Below are 16,533 nucleotides of genomic sequence, written 5' to 3'. Positions count from 1 at the left end.
GATCAGACCACCTTCCACACGGTCTCGGTCCTGCCCTGCGTCTCCACCGTCCCCGCTTCGACGTAGGTGACCAGCTCCTGGGTGCGGTCGCGCACGGTCTGGCTCACGTAGATGCCGGGCTCGCCGCTGACCGAGCGCACCCGGTAGGCGAGGTTCACGGCGTCACCCCACAGGTCGTAGGCGAGGCTGGTCCGCGCGACGAGGCCGCTCGTGACCGTCCCGGTGTCGACGCCGGCACGCAGCGAGATCTGGGTGCCGTTCTGCGCATTGAAGCGCTCGAGCACACCGACCAGATTGCGGGCGAAGTCGACCGTGCGGCGGATGTTGTCGACGCGTGGCACGATCAGCCCCGACGAGGCGAGGTAGCCGCCGCGCAGGGTGCGCACCTTCTCGACGCCCGCCTTCTCGGCGGCCTCGTCGAACCCGCGCATGAGCGTGTTCAGGAGGCCGATCTCCTCCTCCGCGCTCATGTCGCGCGCGAGGTCGTCGAACCCGACCAGCTCGGCGAACACGACCGACACGTTCTCGTGCGCCTCGGTGATCGCCTCCTCGCCCTGCTTGTACTTGGTCGCGACGCTCGCCGGCATGAGCGTGTGCAGCAGCTTCTCGTTCTCCTTCTGCTGTTCTTCGATCAGCTCCTGTTTGATGCGCAAGCTCGAGGCCATGTCGTTGAAGGCGCTGCCGAGGTCGCCGAACTCGTCACGAGAGCCCTGCGGCACCTGCACGTCGAGGTCGCCCTCCGCGACACGGTGCACGGCACCGACGAGCCGGTGGATCGGCCGCGTGAACACCTGCGCGAGCAGCAGCGACAGCAGCGAGACGCCGAGCATGATGCCGAGCAGCGACAGCAGCACGTTGCGGGTGAAGACGTTCACCGGCTCGAAGGCCTCGGCGGTGTCGATGCGCGCGATCACGACCCAGTCGAGACCTTCGATCTCGAGCGGGGCGTAGGCGGTGACGCTCTCGCCGCCGACGAAGTCGCGGCCGACGATGGTGCCGCTGCGGCCCGCCTGCGCTTCCTGCACGGCCTTCGTGTCGACGGGCTGCAGCAGGACGGTGCCCTTGATGGCGCCGATGCGGTCGACGATGGTCGGCGCCATCCCTCCGGCGATCAGACGCTTCACATAGTCCTCGGGGTCTTCCACGAGGCGGCGAGCGGTGCTGCGCATGAGGTCGTCGCGTCCGACGAGATACACCTCGCCGGTGTCACCGAGGCCCTGCGCCTTCCAGTCCTCTTTACCGGTCATCACGTCGTTGATCGTGTCGATCGAGATCTGGAACGCCATCGCCCCGGTGATGCCGTTGTCGTTTCCGACCGGGGAGACGACCCAAATGGCGGGGACGTTGAGGGAGGGGATCCACCGATCGAAGTCGGTGAGGACGACCGTGTTGACGGAGTTGGTGGCGATCGCCTCGGAGTACGCCTTCGACAGGAGCGAATCACGATAGGGCCCGGTCAACAGATTCGTGCCGAGCTCGACCCCCTTATACGCGGAGTAGGTGACGTCGCCGTCGACGTTGAGCAGCAGGGCGTCTTCGTATCCGGCCTCCTGCACCAGGCGCGTGAAGTAGTCGCCGTACCGTCCGGTCGCGGCCGAGTAGCTGGTGCCGTCGCCGCTGTCGTTGAGTGCGAGCTGCGCGTCGTAGTCGGCGTCGAAGTCCTGGTTGCCCGTGACGTACTGCGACTGCACGTACTTCCCGGCATCGGATTCAGGGATGAAGGCCGTGTCGCCGTACTCCTCACCGGAACGCCCCTCGAGCTCGGGGATGAAGACGTCCGTGTAGTAGTCCTCGAGCTCCGCTTGCGCGCTCTCGTCGAGCTCCGCGTCGGCGAGATCGGCGAAGCCCGCGTTCACTGCCGTCGACATGTTCTGCGCGCTGAGGTTTCGGGAGTTCAGTGAGGCATCGCGACGGACGCTCTCGATCGCGGTCGTGATCTCGGCCGCCCGCATCGAGCGGATGGTGATGAGCTGGTCCACCGCCGAGTCGTGTAGGGATTGACGCCCGTTGATGAAGCCGATGGCGCCCACGATCACGGACGACACGAGGCTCACCGCCAGCAGCATGATGAGGAGTTTCGACTGGATGCTGAGTCCGGCTCGCCGGAACCGCCCCTTCTTCACCACACCCGCATCGACCGTGCCGTTACCGCTGTCGCTCATATGCCCCTCCGCCATGCGCGCACCTGCGTGATCGGTCCGACGATATCGATATATCGGTCCCGCGGTCCATGCTTTTCTGCCGCTACAGTTGCCGACGGAGGCGAACATGACGACGACCTGGTGGCCCTACCTGCGCATCGCCGCAGCCGTTCTCGCGGTCGCCGCGATCGTGGCGCAGCTCATCCGCTCCCTGGAGATCGCGGGGGCGGCGACGACCGAGTGGGGCGCGCACCTGCCCACAGTCATCGCGAACTTCTTCAGCTTCTTCACCATCGAGTCGAACGTCCTGGCCGCGGTCGCGCTCGCGTGCGGCGGGATCTGGGGGTTGGCGCGCCGCAGCACGACGACGGCCGAACCTCGCTGGTTGGCGATCCTGCTGATGTGCGCGAGCACCTACATGATCGTCACGGGCGTCGTCTACAACCTGCTGCTGCGCGGCATCGAGCTGCCGCAGGGCTCGACCGTCGGCTGGTCCAACGAGGTGCTCCACGTCGTCATCCCGATCATCATGCTGGCCGACGTCCTCTTCGCACCGCGTCGCCGAGCTCTCGGATGGGGAGCCGTCGGCATCGCCGCGATCTTCCCGATCGTCTGGGTGATCTACACCCTGATCCGCGCGAACCTGGTGATCGCTCCGGCGACGGGGAAGCCGTGCTGGTACCCGTATCCGTTCCTCGAACCCACACAGCCCGGCGGATACGGAGCCGTCGCGCTCTACGTGCTCCTGATCGCCGCGATCATCATCGGCGCCGCCGCCCTCGTCGTCTGGGTCGGTCGCCGCCGCGCGACCGTGTCGGACTCGACGGCCGACGCCACCGTGCCGCCCGCCGACCTCGCGCTCTGACGCCGCGCCCTGATGACTCCGTCCCTCACACCGCTGAGGGCGGGAGGGACGGAGTGCGGCTCATGCGGGCTCAGACGGCGGCGAGCGCCTCACGGTCGTCGTCGCGCGGCAGGCCGCCGACCATGCGAGCCGTCTCGACCGAGTCCGGATCCACATCGAGGTACCGCTCGAGGGAGTCGTCGAGCTCCTCGAGCCACGGGGTGTGGTGCACGACCGCGAGCGTGCCGGTCATGACCGACTCGTACACGCGGTCGCGGTAGCCCATGATGTCGTCCTTCTTGTCGTGCTTCCACGCCAGGAAGATCTCGACGACCCGATCGATGTCGAACTCCGGATAGTCGGTGAGCTCCAACAGGTCGCGGATGTAGTCGGCTTGGAAGCGGATCTCCGCGGCCGCCGAATCGATCTGCCCGAATCGCGTGCGCCACTCGGCGATGGATGCGGCACGCTCGGCCTCATCCGGCAACGCGATGCGGCCGAGGATCAGGTCGCGCACGTACCAGGCCTGCACGTCGAACATGTTGAACGTGAACCACTGGTCCTGCGCGCCGAGGTAGGTCAGACGCGGATTGCCCTGCCAGACCACGCCACGGTAGAGGCCGTCGGGGTAGACGTTGTTCGGCGACGACAGCGCCAGGTCGTCGGGGAGGAACGGGTACTTGTGCAGGTATCCGGTGCACATGATCACCGCATCCACGCGCTTCGACGTGCCGTCGGCGAAGAACACGACGTCGCCCTCGAAGCGCTCGACGACCGGGCGCTCCTCGATGCCTTCGGGCCAGTCGTAACCCATCGGTGCCGAGCGGAAGCTCGCGGTGACCGAGCGGGCGCCCATCTTGAACGCCTGGCTGCCGATGTCCTCCGCCGAGTAGCTCGCGCCGATCACGAGCACGTCCTTGTCGGCGAACGCCTCGGCGCCGCGGAAGTCGTGGGCGTGGCTGATGTAGCCGGGGAACGTCTCGATACCGGCGAAGTCCGGCATGTTCGGGAAGGAGAAGTGCCCGCTGGCGACGATGACGCGGTCGAACTCCTCCACGGTCGACTCACCGGTGGGCAGATTCTCGCTGGTGAGCGTGAAGACCTCGCGCTCACTGTCGAACTCGATCCAGCGCACCACCGTCTGGAAACGGATCAGGTCGCGCACGTCGCTCTTCTCCAGGCGGCCGGCGATGTAGTCCCACAGCACGGGACGCGGTGGATAGGAGGAGATGGGTCGGCCGAAGTGCTCGTCGAAGCTGTAGTCCGCGAACTCCAGCGCCTCCTTCGGGCCGTTCGACCACAGGTTGCGGTACATGCTGGAGTGCACGGGCTCGCCGAACTCGTCGAGTCCGGTGCGCCAGGTGAAGTTCCACTGCCCGCCCCAGTCGGCCTGCTTCTCGAAGCAGACCAGCTCGGGGATGTCCGCCCCCGCGCGGCCCGCGGACTCGAAGGCCCGCAGTTGCGCCATACCCGAGGGGCCGGCGCCGATGATCGCTACTCGTTCTCTGCTCGTCACGTATCGTCCTCATACTCTTCAGTCATGTATCGGTCAGCGGCCGCATCCGAGCGAGGAACAGTTCTGTCCCGGTGGGAGCGGAAGGCTCGACCTGCCCGGAAAGCGGCTGCCCTTCGACGGTATCAGTGTCGGTCGCGGGAGCTGGCGGCTTCGTCGCCCCTCCGGATGCATGACCCTTCGACGGATGCATGAGGGGCGGACGGCGAGCCCTCCTGCATCCGTCATCCGTTCATGCAGGTGAGCGGTGCGGGTGGGTCGGGCTGGGAACGGCGCGGACGGATGCGATTACGCTGGTCCGCGGGGGGACGCGCCGCGCTCCTCAGGAGGAGAGAGCATGCATGACCTGAACGCCGCATCCCCGTATCCGGCCGCGCCTCCGCCCCCGCCCGCCCCGGCGCGCACTCCCGACCCCGCACCCACGTCGGCACCCGCGTCGGCACCCGCGAACGGCGCTCCGACGGATGCCGAGATGGCACGGGCGAACGAGGTCCTGCGCATCATCTCCACCTCATACTCGGCGAAGATGGTCGGTCAGGAGCGGCTGCGCACGAGCCTGCTCGTGTCGCTCATCGCCGGCGGGCACATCCTGCTCGAGAGCGTCCCCGGCCTTGCCAAGACCACCGCGGCCAGCACCCTCGCCGACACCGTGAAGGCGCAGTTCAAGCGCATCCAGTGCACCCCCGACCTGCTGCCGAGCGACATCACGGGCAACCAGATCTACGACGCCGCGACGGGCTCGTTCCGCACCGTGCTCGGTCCGGTGCACGCGAACTTCGTGCTGCTGGATGAGATCAACCGCTCCAGCGCCAAGACGCAGAGCGCCATGCTCGAGGCGATGCAGGAGCACCAGACCACCATCGGCGGCGAGATCCACCACCTGCCGAAGCCGTTCCTCGTGATCGCCACGCAGAACCCGATCGAGCAGGAGGGCACGTACGAGCTGCCCGAGGCGCAGATGGACCGCTTCCTGCTCAAGGAGATCGTCGAATACCCGAGCCCCGCCGAGGAGCTCGAGGTGCTCAGCCGCATCGACTCCGGCGTGCTCGACCCGGATCGGCATGTGACCAGCGCCGTGAGTCTCGACGACGTGCGCCTGCTGCAGGACGTCGCGAGCCGCATCTACGTCGACCCCGCGATCCGCAACTACATCGTGTCGATCGCCTACGTGACCCGGAACCCGGCGCCGTACATCGGCGAGGAGCGCGCCCGCTTCATCAAGTACGGTGCGAGCCCGCGTGCGAGCATCGCCTTCCTGCAGGCGTCCAGGGCGCTGGCCCTGCTGAAGGGCCGCTCCCACGTGCTGCCCGAAGACATCCGCGAACTGCGCCACCTGGTGCTCCGCCACCGCGTGCTGCTGACCTTCGAGGCGGATGCCGAGGGTGTCCGCAGCGAGGAGATCATCGACCAGATCTTCGCGTCGGTCCCCACCCCCTGACCCCTCCGATGCCCAGCCTGATCACGCAGGTGAAGAGCAAGCTCTTCATCCACTCGACGCGCAAGTCGCTGCACGCGCTCGACGGCGCCTACGCGTCGCTCCTGCACGGGCGCAGCCTCGACTTCGAAGACCTGCGCAAGTACGAGTACGGCGATCAGGTGCGCGACATCGACTGGCGGGCGACCGCGCGGCTGGGCACCCCGCTCGTCAAACGCTCCCGCGCGACCCGCATGCACACGGTGCTGTTCGTGGTCGACACGGGCCGCTCGATGTCGGCCCTCGCCGCCGACGAGCGATCGAAGAAGGAGCTGGCGATCCTCGCGACGGGGGCGCTCGGCGTGCTCACGCTGCGCCACGGCGACGACTTCAGCACCGTCTACGGCGATGCGGCGAAGGTGCGGCGTCTCGCGCCCGGCCGCAGCGAGGGCGCGCTCGAACACGCCCTGCGCACGATCGACCGGGCGATCGACGACAGCTCGGCGCCCAGCGACCGCGACGCCCTGCTCTCATTCGTGACCCGCACGATCTCCCGCCGAATGATCGTGGTCGTCATCACCGACGAGGCCCCGGTGACGAGCGAGACCGAGCGGATGCTGCGCCGCCTGCGCGTGCAGCACGACGTGCTCTGGCTCACCCTGCGTGACGCCGACCCCGTGCTGGATCACGCCACCGGACGCATCCGCAGCGATGCGGACAGCCGCTGGCAGGTGCCGGACTTCGTGCAGGGCGACCGTGCCATCGTGCAGGAGCTGACCGCGCAGCACGATGCCGACGCGGCGCGCCGGGATGAGCTCCTCACCCGCCTCGAGATCAGCCACTCCTCCCTCGACGGGCAGGACGACGCCGTCGCGCAGCTGCTGCAGCTGCTGAACCGGAGGTCGAATGCCCGGCTCTGAAGAGCTCTACCCGCCGGCGCAGTACGGCTGGGGATGGATGCTGCTCGCGATCGGCATCCTCGTTCTCCTGGTGCTCGGCGCCTGGCTGCTCATCGTGCTCACGCGGCCGCGGCGCACGCTCCCCGTGGATGAGGCCGCCGGGCATCCGCCGCTGATCATCGACGTGCTGTCGCAGCTGCGCACCGAGTACATGGGTCGCATCCAGCAGATCGAGAACGAGTACCGCGAGAGCCGACTCAGTGCCCGGCAGGCGAACCTCGAACTGAGCCGCGTCGTCCGCACCTTCGTGAACGAGTACAGCGGCCTCGAGGCCCCGGTACTCGCGCTCGACGACCTCGTGGCGCGGGGCGTGCATCCTGCCCTGATCGACGCCATGGGCAGGCACTACTACCCCAGCATCTTCCGTCCGGGGCCGGCCATCGATCCGATCGCGGGCGCCGAGGCCGCACGAACGGTGGTGCGGGCGTGGCACTAGCGAACGTGTGGATGCTGGTCGCCGCGGTCGCCGTCGTCCTGGTCGCCGTCACGGTCGGCCTGATCCTCGGGCTGCGGCGGAGCGGAGGTGGTCGCGGCGGCGACACGGCGCGCGTCGCTCGCGCCGAGCGCCTGCGCGCACTGCCGACGTTCCGTCGAGCGCTGGCGCGGCGGGCTCTCGCGCTGTCGGGCATCCTGGCTCTGGGCGCGGTGACGGCTATCGTGGCGGGCGTCGTGGCCGCTCGGCCGATGTCGGCCCAGACCATCCAGCCGGTCAACACGAGCCGCGACATCATGCTGTGCCTCGACGTCTCCGGCTCGATGTCCGAGGTCGACGTCGAGGTGCTGACGGTGTTCGAAGAGCTGCTCGACGACTTCGAGGGCGAGCGGATCGGGCTGACGATCTTCAACAGCTCCCCGGTGCAGATCTTCCCGCTGACCGACGACTACGACTTCATCCGCGAGCACCTGGAGAGCATGACCCGGAGCTTCGACTACGTCGACCAGATCCCCGAACACTGGGTCGGCACCCTCAACGGCGACGGCGCCTCCCTGATCGGAGACGGCCTCGCCGCCTGCACGATGGGGTTCGACCGTCCGGGTGACGATCGTTCGCGGTCGGTGATCTTCGCGACCGACAACGAGGTCAACGGCGCCTCCATCGTCACGCTCGACGAGGCGGCGGCGTATGCGGCCTCGAAGGAGGTGCGGGTGTTCGCGCTGAATCCCGTGCAGGGCAAGGATGCCGACGTCAGCGCGGAGCTCTCCGCCGCGGCCGAGTCCACCGGCGGGGCCGCATTCGGCCTGCGCGATACGACGACTGTCTCCGACATCGTCGAGCAGGTGCAGGAGCAGGAGGCGACCGAGCTGCGCGGCGAGGCGCAGGTGGTCTGGACGGACGCCCCGAATCTCTGGATCGCGGTGCTCTCGGTCTGTCTCCTCGGCTTCGTCGTGGTGCTGTGGAGGGTGCGACTGTGATCTTCCAGCCCGTGCTGAACCCGCTGCTGATCCTGCTGCTGTGCGCCCCGGTCGCCGCACTCGCGATCTGGGTCCTGGTGCGACCGCCCCGGACCGCCGGAGGGGCGCCTGCCGACACGCGCACGGTCGCCGGACACCGCGCGCTGTGGGCGATGCGCCTGGTGCTGGTGCTCGCCTGCGCCGCGCTGCTGCTGCGCCCCGGTATCCCGGGAGGCGCGACCCAGACGCTCGCGACCGACACCGACATCGTGCTCGTCGTCGACACGACCGCGAGCATCGTGGCCGAGGACTGGGACGAGGGCGAACCGCGGCTCGACGGCATCCGTGAAGACGTGCGCACGCTCGTCGAGGAGTACCCAGGAGCACGCTTCGCGCTCATCACCTCGGATGCGGCGGCCGAGCTGAGGATGCCGCTGACCACCGACACCACGGCGCTCATGGGATCGCTGGAGGTGCTGCGGCCCGAAGTGACGAGTCAGTCGCGCGGGAGCTCGATCGGCATCGCGGCACCCCTGCTGACCGAGACCCTCGCGTCGGCGGCGGAATCATCGCCCGACCGCTCGCGGATGGTGTTCTACTTCGGCGACGGGGAGCAGACGGTCGACAGCGAGCCCGAGTCGTTCAGCTCGAGCGAGAAGTACACCGACGCAGGGGCCGTGTTCGGCTACGGCACTGCGGAGGGCGGGCCGATGCGCATCACGACGGGCGGGCTCTCCGAGGGCGGTGCCGAGTACATCCAGTACGAGGGGGCAGACGCCCTCTCCGTGATCGACGAGACGAACCTGGAGGCCATCGCCGACCAGCTCGGCGTGGAGTACGAGCATCGGACCGCAGAGGCCGCCCCCGTGCTGCCGGAGGCGCCGGCCACCACGACCAACTACGCAGAGTCGGGAGAGGTCGGCAACGTGATGGAGCTGTACTGGATCGCGGCGCTGATCATCCTCCTCATCCTGGGCATCGAGCTCACGCGCGCGACGATGCTCATCGCGAAGCTCCGGCAGCTGCGCCCGACGCGGCAGCGGCCTCCCGGTGGCTCCGGGCAGTAGCACCGATCGCCTCACGCTCGACGCGACCACCGGGGCCGTGCGCGATCCGGTATGAAGGTGCGGGATCCGTGGCGCTCCCGCCCTCCGGTCCGTATCGTTTTACCTGCCACGGGCTACCTGTCCGGGCATAGGTTCGTCGTCGCGGCTCGACCGTGTCGCAGGCTCGTGGGGAAGCCGACTCGGTGGGAACGCGCGGCGATGTCATGTCGGCCTGAAGGGCCGGCATCTATCTCTGGGGAACGAATACATGGGGAACATCTTTGCGCTGAAGCGCGCCCGGAAAGCGGCCATCGGCGCCGCCGTCGGGGCCCTGGTCGCCGCCGGCCTGGTCTCATCCGGTGGCGGAGCGGCGGTGGCCGAGACCTCACCTCCACCGCTGCTGCAACGCGACGACAACGTCGTCACGTCAGATCCGATTCCGACGGTCCAGATCGACAACGGCTACGTCTGGGCGCAGACGACCGTCGGCTCCACGGTCTACGCCGTCGGCAAGTTCGACAACGCCCGCGAACCGAAAGCCGCGCCCGGAACGGCGCTCACGGCGCGGTCGAACGTGCTCGCCTACGACATCGACACCGGCGCGCTGCTGCCCTTCGCACCCACAGTCAACGGCGTCATCAAGGCCGTCGCCGCATCGCCCGATGGCACACGGATCTACATCGGCGGCTCCTTCAACTCCGTCAACGGCAAAGACCGCTGGAACATCGCCGCCCTCGACCCCACGACGGGCGAACTGGCGCCGGGCTTCGTGCCCTCCATCGGCGGATCCGGCGTCTACGCCCTGGCGACCTCGGGCACGAGCGTCTATGCCGGTGGGCTGTTCACGCAGGGCAACCGCACCGCGCGGAAGAACCTCGCCGCCTTCGACGCCTCCAACGGCACCCTCCTGCCCTGGGCACCGACGACCGACCAGCAGGTCGACGCGATGGTGATGGACCCGGCCGGGGCGGACACGATCATCGGCGGACGCTTCTCGCAGATCAGCGGCAACACCGCCCTGCGCGGCATCGGAGCGGTCGACAAGACCACCGGTGCAGTGGACACCGCCTGGCAGACACCGTCCGCGATCAACAGCGTCCGGGCCACCCGTTCCACGGGGCGAACGGGAATCTTCAGTCTCGCCACCGACGCGACGGGCGTCTACGGCACCGCCTGGTCCTATGGGGCCGTACAGCCGACCAACCTGGAAGGGGCTTTCGCTGCCGAAGCCGGGACCGGCAAGCTCCGCTGGGTGGCCGACTGCCTCGGTGATCACTACGGCGTCTACTCCACCGGCGAGGTCGTGTACACGACGAGCCACACCCACGCATGCCGGACTGTGGGCTTGCAGCCCGAGCAGCGGCAGACGACGTACCGATACTCGGAGGCATTCACCGCCGATGCCAGGGGCACACTGGGGCATCAGCCCAACGTCAACTACAGGGACTGGGCGGGTACGCCCGCTCCGTCGGCGTATGCCTGGACCCCGGACTGGGGCGTGGGTCAGACCACGGGCATGGGTCAGGCGGGCCTGTCCATCACGGGCACCGGGAACATGATCTCCGTCGGCGGCGAGTTCCGCTCGGTCAACAACGGCCAGTTCGAAGGACTCGTCCGCTTCTCGACGACCCCTCCGGGCGGAGCGAAGGACAAGCCCCGTCTCTCCGGCGACGACTGGACAGGAAGCGCCGAGGGGAACGCCGACGGTTCCGCGGGCGTCACCGTCACCCTCCCCGCCAACTGGGACCGCGATGACCTGACCCTCAGCTACGAGCTCCACCGCGCGGACAGCGCGACGCCGGTGGCCACGACGACGGCAGATGCGACCTGGTGGAACCGACCACTCGTGATCCTCGTGGACGAGACAGCCACGGACGATACGCCACGGGAGTACACAGTGGTGGCGAAGGATGCCGACGGCAACGTCACCGCCAGCGGCGGCATCACCTGGATAGCACCCCACTGATCGAAGGGTCTCGGGCCGCCCGCTTCCGCAGCCCGAGTGGAAAGAACGAGAGCCGACCTCGGATCGTACCCGAGGTCGGCTCTGCTGGTCCCCCAGCGGCCGACCGGCTGCGCAGAGCCATCGCTTTCAGGTCTGCGACGCGGCTGATCTCGGCCTGATTCGCGAACCAGCATCCGATATGCTATTATTTTACATGTCGATAGCTATCATGCTTCGACTTGGGGGTTCGTCGTCACGAACCGACTGGGCACGGCCTCTGGGGAAGCCGTCTCGGTCTGGAGCGTACGGCGATGTCATGCCGATCTGGGGTCGGCATCAAATCACTGGGGAATCAACATCATGGGGAACAACTCTGCGCCGAAGCGCGCCCGAAAGGCGGCCATCGGCGCCGTCGTCGGTGTCCTGGTCGTCAGCGGCCTCGTCTCGTTCGGCGGCGGAGCGGCGGTGGCGGCGGAAGTCTCGTCGTCGCCGCCGCCGCTGCTGCAACGCGACGAGAACGTCGTCACGTCCGATCCGATCCCGACGGTCCAGATCGACAACGGCTACGTCTGGGCGCAGACGACCATCGGCTCCACGGTCTACGCCGTCGGCAAGTTCGACAACGCCCGCGAGCCGAAGGCCGCACCGGGCACCGCACTCACCGCCCGATCGAACGTGCTCGCCTACGACATCCAGACCGGCGCGCTGCTGCCGTTCGCACCGAAGGTCAACGGCGTCATCAAAGCCGTCGCCGCATCGCCCGATGGCAGCCGCATCTACATCGGCGGCTCCTTCAACTCCGTCAACGGCAAAGACCGCTGGAACATCGCCGCCCTCGACGCGAAGACCGGCGAGCTCGTCCCGGGCTTCATCCCGTCGATCGGCGGATCGGGCGTCTACGCGCTGGCGACCTCGGGCACCAGCGTCTACGCCGGCGGCCTGTTCACCCAGGCCAACGGCACGGCCAGGAAGAACCTCACCGCGTTCAATGCATCCGATGGTGTCCTCCTGCCATGGGCACCGACGACTGATCTGCAGGTCGACGCGATGGTGATGGACCCCGCCGGCGCGGATACGATCATCGGCGGACGCTTCTCGCAGGTCAGCGGCGACACCACGATGCGCGGCCTCGGCGCGGTGGACAAGACCACCGGCACAGTCGACACCGCCTGGCTGGCATCCGACTCGATCCAGAACGGATCGAACAGCGGCACCGCCTCAGGCAAGGCCGGAATCTTCGCGCTCACGGCCGATGCCACCGGCGTGTACGGCACCGGCTGGGTGTACGCGGCCGCCGAGGTCGGAAACCTCGAGGGCACGTTCGCGGCCGAGGCCGGCACCGGCAAGATCCGCTGGGTCGCCGACTGCATCGGCGACCACTACGGCGTCTACTCCACGGGCAAGGTCGTGTACACGACGAGCCACACCCACTCGTGCGGCACCGTCGGCCTGCACCCCGAGCAGACCGAGCGCGTGCATCGCTACTCCGAGGCCTTCACAGCGGATGCTCGCGGAACGCTCGTGCATCAGCCGGCCGCGCCCAACTACAAGGACTGGGTGGGCACACCCGCCCCCTCGGCCTACAACTGGACTCCGGACTGGGCCGTCGGCGTGACCTCAGGACTGGGTCAGGCGGGCCTGTCGATCACGGGCACGGGAGACATGATCTCGATCGGCGGTGAGTTCCGCTCGGTCAACAACGGGCAGTTCGAGGGCATCGTCCGCTTCTCCACAACACCTCCGGGAGGAGCCAAGGACGGGCCGCGTCTCTCCGGCGACAGCTGGACGGGAAGTGTCGCGCCGAATGCCGAGGGCACCGAAGGCGTCACCATCACCCTCCCCGCCAACTGGGATCGGGACGACCTGACGCTGACGTACGAGCTCCACCGCTCGGACAGCACGACGCCGGTGGCCACGACGACCGCCGACGCCACCTGGTGGAACCGACCGGAGATCACCCTCGTCGACACGACAGCGACGAGCGACACGTCAGCAGCGACGAGCGCCACCTCAGTGGAGTACACCGTGGTGGCGAAGGACGGCGACGGAAACACCGCCACCAGCAGTGGCATCGCGGTGGCGCCGCTCGACTAGGGACCTCCCGGCCGCCGGCTCTCTCCGGACTGGACGGGGCGAGCATCCTGTATGCTATTATTTTACATGTCGTGAGCTATCACGCTCCGACTTGGGGGTTCGTCGTTGCGAACCGACCGGGTGCGGTCTCGTGGGGAAGCCGGCTCGGTGGGGGAACGCACGGCGATGTCACGTCGGCCTGAAGGTCGACATCAAATCACTGGGGAACAAACATGGGGAACAACTCTGCACTGAAGCGCGCCCGGAAGGCGGCCATCGGCGCCGTCGTCGGTGTCCTGGTCGTCAGCGGCCTCGTCTCGTTCGGCGGCGGAGCGGCGGTGGCGGCGGAAGTCTCGTCGTCGCCGCCGCCGCTGCTGCAACGCGACGAGAACGTCGTCACGTCCGATCCGATCCCGACGGTCCAGATCGACAACGGCTACGTCTGGGCGCAGACGACCATCGGCTCCACGGTCTACGCCGTCGGCAAGTTCGACAACGCCCGCGAGCCGAAGGCCGCACCGGGCACCGCACTCACCGCCCGATCGAACGTGCTCGCCTACGACATCCAGACCGGCGCGCTGCTGCCGTTCGCACCGAAGGTCAACGGCGTCATCAAGGCCGTCGCTCCGTCACCCGACGGCACACGGATCTACATCGGCGGATCCTTCAACTCCGTCAACGGCAAAGACCGCTGGAACATCGCCGCGCTCGACGCGAAGACCGGCGAACTCGTCCCCGGCTTCATCCCGTCGATCGGCGGATCGGGCGTCTACGCGCTGGCGACCTCGGGCACCAGCGTCTACGCCGGCGGCCTGTTCACCCAGGCCAACGGCACAGCGCGGAAGAACCTCACCGCGTTCAACGCGCCCGATGGCAAGCTGCTGCCCTGGGCGCCGACGACCGACCTGCAGGTCGACGCCATGGTGATGGACCCGGCCAGCGCGGACACGATCATCGGCGGACGCTTCTCGCAGATCAGCGGCAACAGCGCACTGCGTGGCATCGGCGCGGTCGACAAGACCACCGGCACGGTGGACACTGCGTGGCAGGTACCCAACACGGTGAAGAACGGATCCGGCACAGGGCAGTATGCGGGAAAGGGCGGCATCTTCGGTCTCAACGCTGACGCCACGGGCGTCTATGGCACGGGGTGGTCGTACGCCACCAACGACGTGGCAAACCTCGAGGGCACCTTCGCCGCCGAAGCCGGCACCGGCAAGATCCGCTGGATCGCCGACTGCCTCGGCGACCACTACGGCGTCTACTCCACCGGCAAGGTCGTCTACACGACCAGCCACACCCATGCCTGCAGCACCATGGGCCTGCACCCGGAGCAGACCCCGCGTACGCACCGCTACTCGGAAGCATTCACCGCCGACGCGCGAGGCACGCTAGGACACCAGACGAACGTGCCTCAATACAAGGACTGGGCGGGAACACCCGCTCCCTCGGCCTACAACTGGACTCCGGACTGGGCCGTCGGCGTGACCTCGGGCCTGGGTCAGGCCGGACTGTCGATCACCGGCACCGGGAACATGATCTCCATCGGCGGCGAATTCCGCTCCGTCAACAACGGCCAGTTCGAAGGACTCGTCCGCTTCTCCACCACACCTCCCGGAGGAGCCAAAGACAAGCCCCGCCTCTCCGGCGACTCCTGGGTGCCGACAGTCGTTCGCACGGGGCAGAATCAAGTCGGTGTCACCATCCTGGCGAACTGGGACCGCGATGACCTGAAGCTGACGTACGAGCTCTACCGGTCCGGAACCGCGACGCCGGTCGCCACCGCCACGTCCGAGGCGACGTGGTGGAAGCGTCTTGTCGTCGGCCTGGTCGACACGTCGGCGGAAGCGATAGTCCAGTACACGGTCGTTGCGAAGGACGCGAGCGGAAACACGGCCTCGAGCCGGGCCACGACCCCCACCTCGAACCCGACCGGCCAGCTCTCGATCGTCTCGAAGACCAGCGGCAAGGCGGTCGGCCTCACCAACAACAGCACCGACCAGACCGTGCAGCAGCCCGTCACGGGCAATGCGCTGCAGAAGTGGACGGTCATCCCGAAGGCCGACGGGCGAATCCAGCTCAAGAACGCCTCCTCCGGTGCATGCCTGGCCGTCTCCCTCTCGAAGACGAACAAGGTGATCCAATACGCGTGCGGCAACACCGACAACTTCTCGTGGAACGCGAAGGATGTCGGTGGGGGCTTCAGCCAGCTCATCGCCAGCCACTCGGGCATGTGCCTCACCCTCACCGACGGCAACCTCGCCGACGGTGCGATCTTCGAGCAGGCCGCCTGCGGGACCACACCGTCGAACAACAACCAGTTCCTGCTCGGAACCCCGGGGCAGACGATCGTCTCGAAGACCAGCGGCAAGGCGGTCGGTCTCACCAACAACAGCACCGACCAGTCCGTGCAGCAGCCCGTCACGGGCAACGCGCTGCAGAAATGGACGGTCATCCGCAAGGCCGACGGGCGAATCCAGCTGAAGAACGCGTCCTCCGGTGGGTGCCTGGCAGTGTCCCTCTCGAAGACGAACAAGGTGATCCAGTACACCTGCGGCAACACCGGCAACTTCTTCTGGACCCAGAAGGATGTCGGCGGGGGCTTCAGCCAGCTCATCGCCAACCACTCCGGCCTGTGCCTCACCCTCACCAACGGCAACCTCGCCGACGGTGCGATCTTCGAGCAAGCCGCCTGCGGAACATCGAACAACAACCAGTTCCTGCTCGGCACTCCGGGGCAGACGATCGTCTCCAAGGCCAGCGGCAAGGCGGTCGGTCTCACCAACAACAGCACCGACCAGTCCGTGCAGCAGCCCATCACGGGCAATGCGCTGCAGAAATGGACGGTCATCCGCAAGGCCGACGGGCGAATCCAGCTGAAGAACGCCTCCTCCGGTGGGTGCCTGGCCGTCTCCCTCTCGAAGACGAACAAGGTCATCCAGTACACCTGCGGTGACACCGGCAACTTCCTCTGGACCGTGAAGGACACCGCCGGCGGCTTTGCCCAGCTCATCGCCAGCCACTCGGGCATGTGTCTCACACTCACCAACGGCAACCTCGCCGACGGTGCGATCTTCGAGCAGGCCGCCTGCGGGACCACACCGTCGAACAACAACCAGTTCGCCCTCCGCGCCGGATAGCCGAACGCGACTGCGTCGGCCTCGGGGACTCCCTCGAGGCCGACGCTGCTGTGCTGGGAGGTTACG

Annotated in this window: 11 protein-coding genes; 9 read left to right on the top strand and 2 right to left on the bottom strand. The window is 67.7% G+C overall.

The features are described 5' to 3' along the window. Window positions 1–2: 2 nt before the first annotated feature. Window positions 3–2,162: an adenylate/guanylate cyclase domain-containing protein gene (locus ACCO44_RS00605; protein WP_372467835.1), complete on the bottom strand. Its 2,160-nt coding sequence runs from the start codon at window positions 2,160–2,162 to the stop codon at window positions 3–5. A 106-nt stretch (window positions 2,163–2,268) separates the two neighbouring features. Between ACCO44_RS00605 and ACCO44_RS00600 the strand changes: the two genes are divergently transcribed. Further along, window positions 2,269–3,006, top strand: coding sequence for a Pr6Pr family membrane protein (locus ACCO44_RS00600; RefSeq protein WP_372467834.1), 738 nt, complete (start codon window positions 2,269–2,271; stop codon window positions 3,004–3,006). Window positions 3,007–3,076: 70 nt separating this feature from the next. Here ACCO44_RS00600 and ACCO44_RS00595 read toward each other — a convergent pair whose 3' ends face one another. After that, a complete protein-coding gene (locus tag ACCO44_RS00595) occupies window positions 3,077–4,501 on the bottom strand; it encodes an NAD(P)-binding domain-containing protein (RefSeq protein ID WP_372467833.1) in 1,425 nt (474 codons plus the stop codon). A gap of 334 nt (window positions 4,502–4,835) precedes the next feature. Here ACCO44_RS00595 and ACCO44_RS00590 point away from each other — a divergent pair, with 334 nt between their 5' ends. From ACCO44_RS00590 to ACCO44_RS00555, 8 genes are all read left to right on the top strand, one after another. Then, window positions 4,836–5,936 (top strand): AAA family ATPase, encoded by a 1,101-nt coding sequence (locus ACCO44_RS00590; protein WP_372467832.1) that lies wholly within the window; start codon window positions 4,836–4,838, stop codon window positions 5,934–5,936. Window positions 5,937–5,944: 8 nt separating this feature from the next. After that, entirely contained in the window at window positions 5,945–6,832 is an 888-nt protein-coding gene (locus ACCO44_RS00585) for a DUF58 domain-containing protein (RefSeq protein WP_372467831.1), read from the top strand. Next, complete coding sequence (locus ACCO44_RS00580) at window positions 6,819–7,307, top strand: hypothetical protein (protein ID WP_167633059.1); 489 nt, start codon at window positions 6,819–6,821, stop codon at window positions 7,305–7,307. Before ACCO44_RS00585 ends, ACCO44_RS00580 begins: the two co-directional genes overlap by 14 nt. Next, window positions 7,298–8,284, top strand: a complete 987-nt coding sequence (locus tag ACCO44_RS00575; RefSeq protein ID WP_372467830.1) for a VWA domain-containing protein — start codon at window positions 7,298–7,300, stop codon at window positions 8,282–8,284. The genes ACCO44_RS00580 and ACCO44_RS00575 overlap by 10 nt, the downstream gene beginning before the upstream one ends. Continuing rightward, the gene (locus tag ACCO44_RS00570; RefSeq protein WP_029263247.1) at window positions 8,281–9,330 is read left to right on the top strand and encodes a VWA domain-containing protein; all 1,050 of its coding nucleotides are present in this window, start codon (window positions 8,281–8,283) and stop codon (window positions 9,328–9,330) included. Before ACCO44_RS00575 ends, ACCO44_RS00570 begins: the two co-directional genes overlap by 4 nt. A 247-nt stretch (window positions 9,331–9,577) precedes the next feature. Continuing rightward, the gene (locus ACCO44_RS00565) at window positions 9,578–11,275 is read left to right on the top strand and encodes a hypothetical protein (RefSeq protein WP_372467829.1); all 1,698 of its coding nucleotides are present in this window, start codon (window positions 9,578–9,580) and stop codon (window positions 11,273–11,275) included. 339 nt (window positions 11,276–11,614) lie between these two features. Continuing rightward, window positions 11,615–13,348 carry a hypothetical protein gene (locus ACCO44_RS00560; protein ID WP_372467828.1) on the top strand — a complete coding sequence of 578 codons (1,734 nt, stop codon included), beginning with the start codon at window positions 11,615–11,617 and terminating at the stop codon, window positions 13,346–13,348. A gap of 212 nt (window positions 13,349–13,560) precedes the next feature. Beyond that, a complete protein-coding gene (locus tag ACCO44_RS00555) occupies window positions 13,561–16,467 on the top strand; it encodes an RICIN domain-containing protein (RefSeq protein ID WP_372467827.1) in 2,907 nt (968 codons plus the stop codon). Window positions 16,468–16,533: the final 66 nt, after the last annotated feature.

It is taken from the genome of Microbacterium maritypicum (genome assembly GCF_041529975.1).
Lineage (GTDB): Bacteria > Actinomycetota > Actinomycetes > Actinomycetales > Microbacteriaceae > Microbacterium.
This window is presented reverse-complemented; position numbering and strand designations above follow the sequence as displayed.

What these genes read in the sequence shown, in the direction of transcription:
- ACCO44_RS00605 (WP_372467835.1), bottom strand. Translation starts at nt 2,162, where the DNA reads ATGAGCGACAGCGGTAACGGCACGGTCGATGCGGGTGTGGTGAAGAAG.
- ACCO44_RS00600 (WP_372467834.1), top strand. Translation starts at nt 2,269, where the DNA reads ATGACGACGACCTGGTGGCCCTACCTGCGCATCGCCGCAGCCGTTCTC.
- ACCO44_RS00590 (WP_372467832.1), top strand. Translation starts at nt 4,836, where the DNA reads ATGCATGACCTGAACGCCGCATCCCCGTATCCGGCCGCGCCTCCGCCC.
- ACCO44_RS00585 (WP_372467831.1), top strand. Translation starts at nt 5,945, where the DNA reads ATGCCCAGCCTGATCACGCAGGTGAAGAGCAAGCTCTTCATCCACTCG.
- ACCO44_RS00580 (WP_167633059.1), top strand. Translation starts at nt 6,819, where the DNA reads ATGCCCGGCTCTGAAGAGCTCTACCCGCCGGCGCAGTACGGCTGGGGA.
- ACCO44_RS00565 (WP_372467829.1), top strand. Translation starts at nt 9,578, where the DNA reads ATGGGGAACATCTTTGCGCTGAAGCGCGCCCGGAAAGCGGCCATCGGC.
- ACCO44_RS00560 (WP_372467828.1), top strand. Translation starts at nt 11,615, where the DNA reads ATGGGGAACAACTCTGCGCCGAAGCGCGCCCGAAAGGCGGCCATCGGC.
- ACCO44_RS00555 (WP_372467827.1), top strand. Translation starts at nt 13,561, where the DNA reads ATGGGGAACAACTCTGCACTGAAGCGCGCCCGGAAGGCGGCCATCGGC.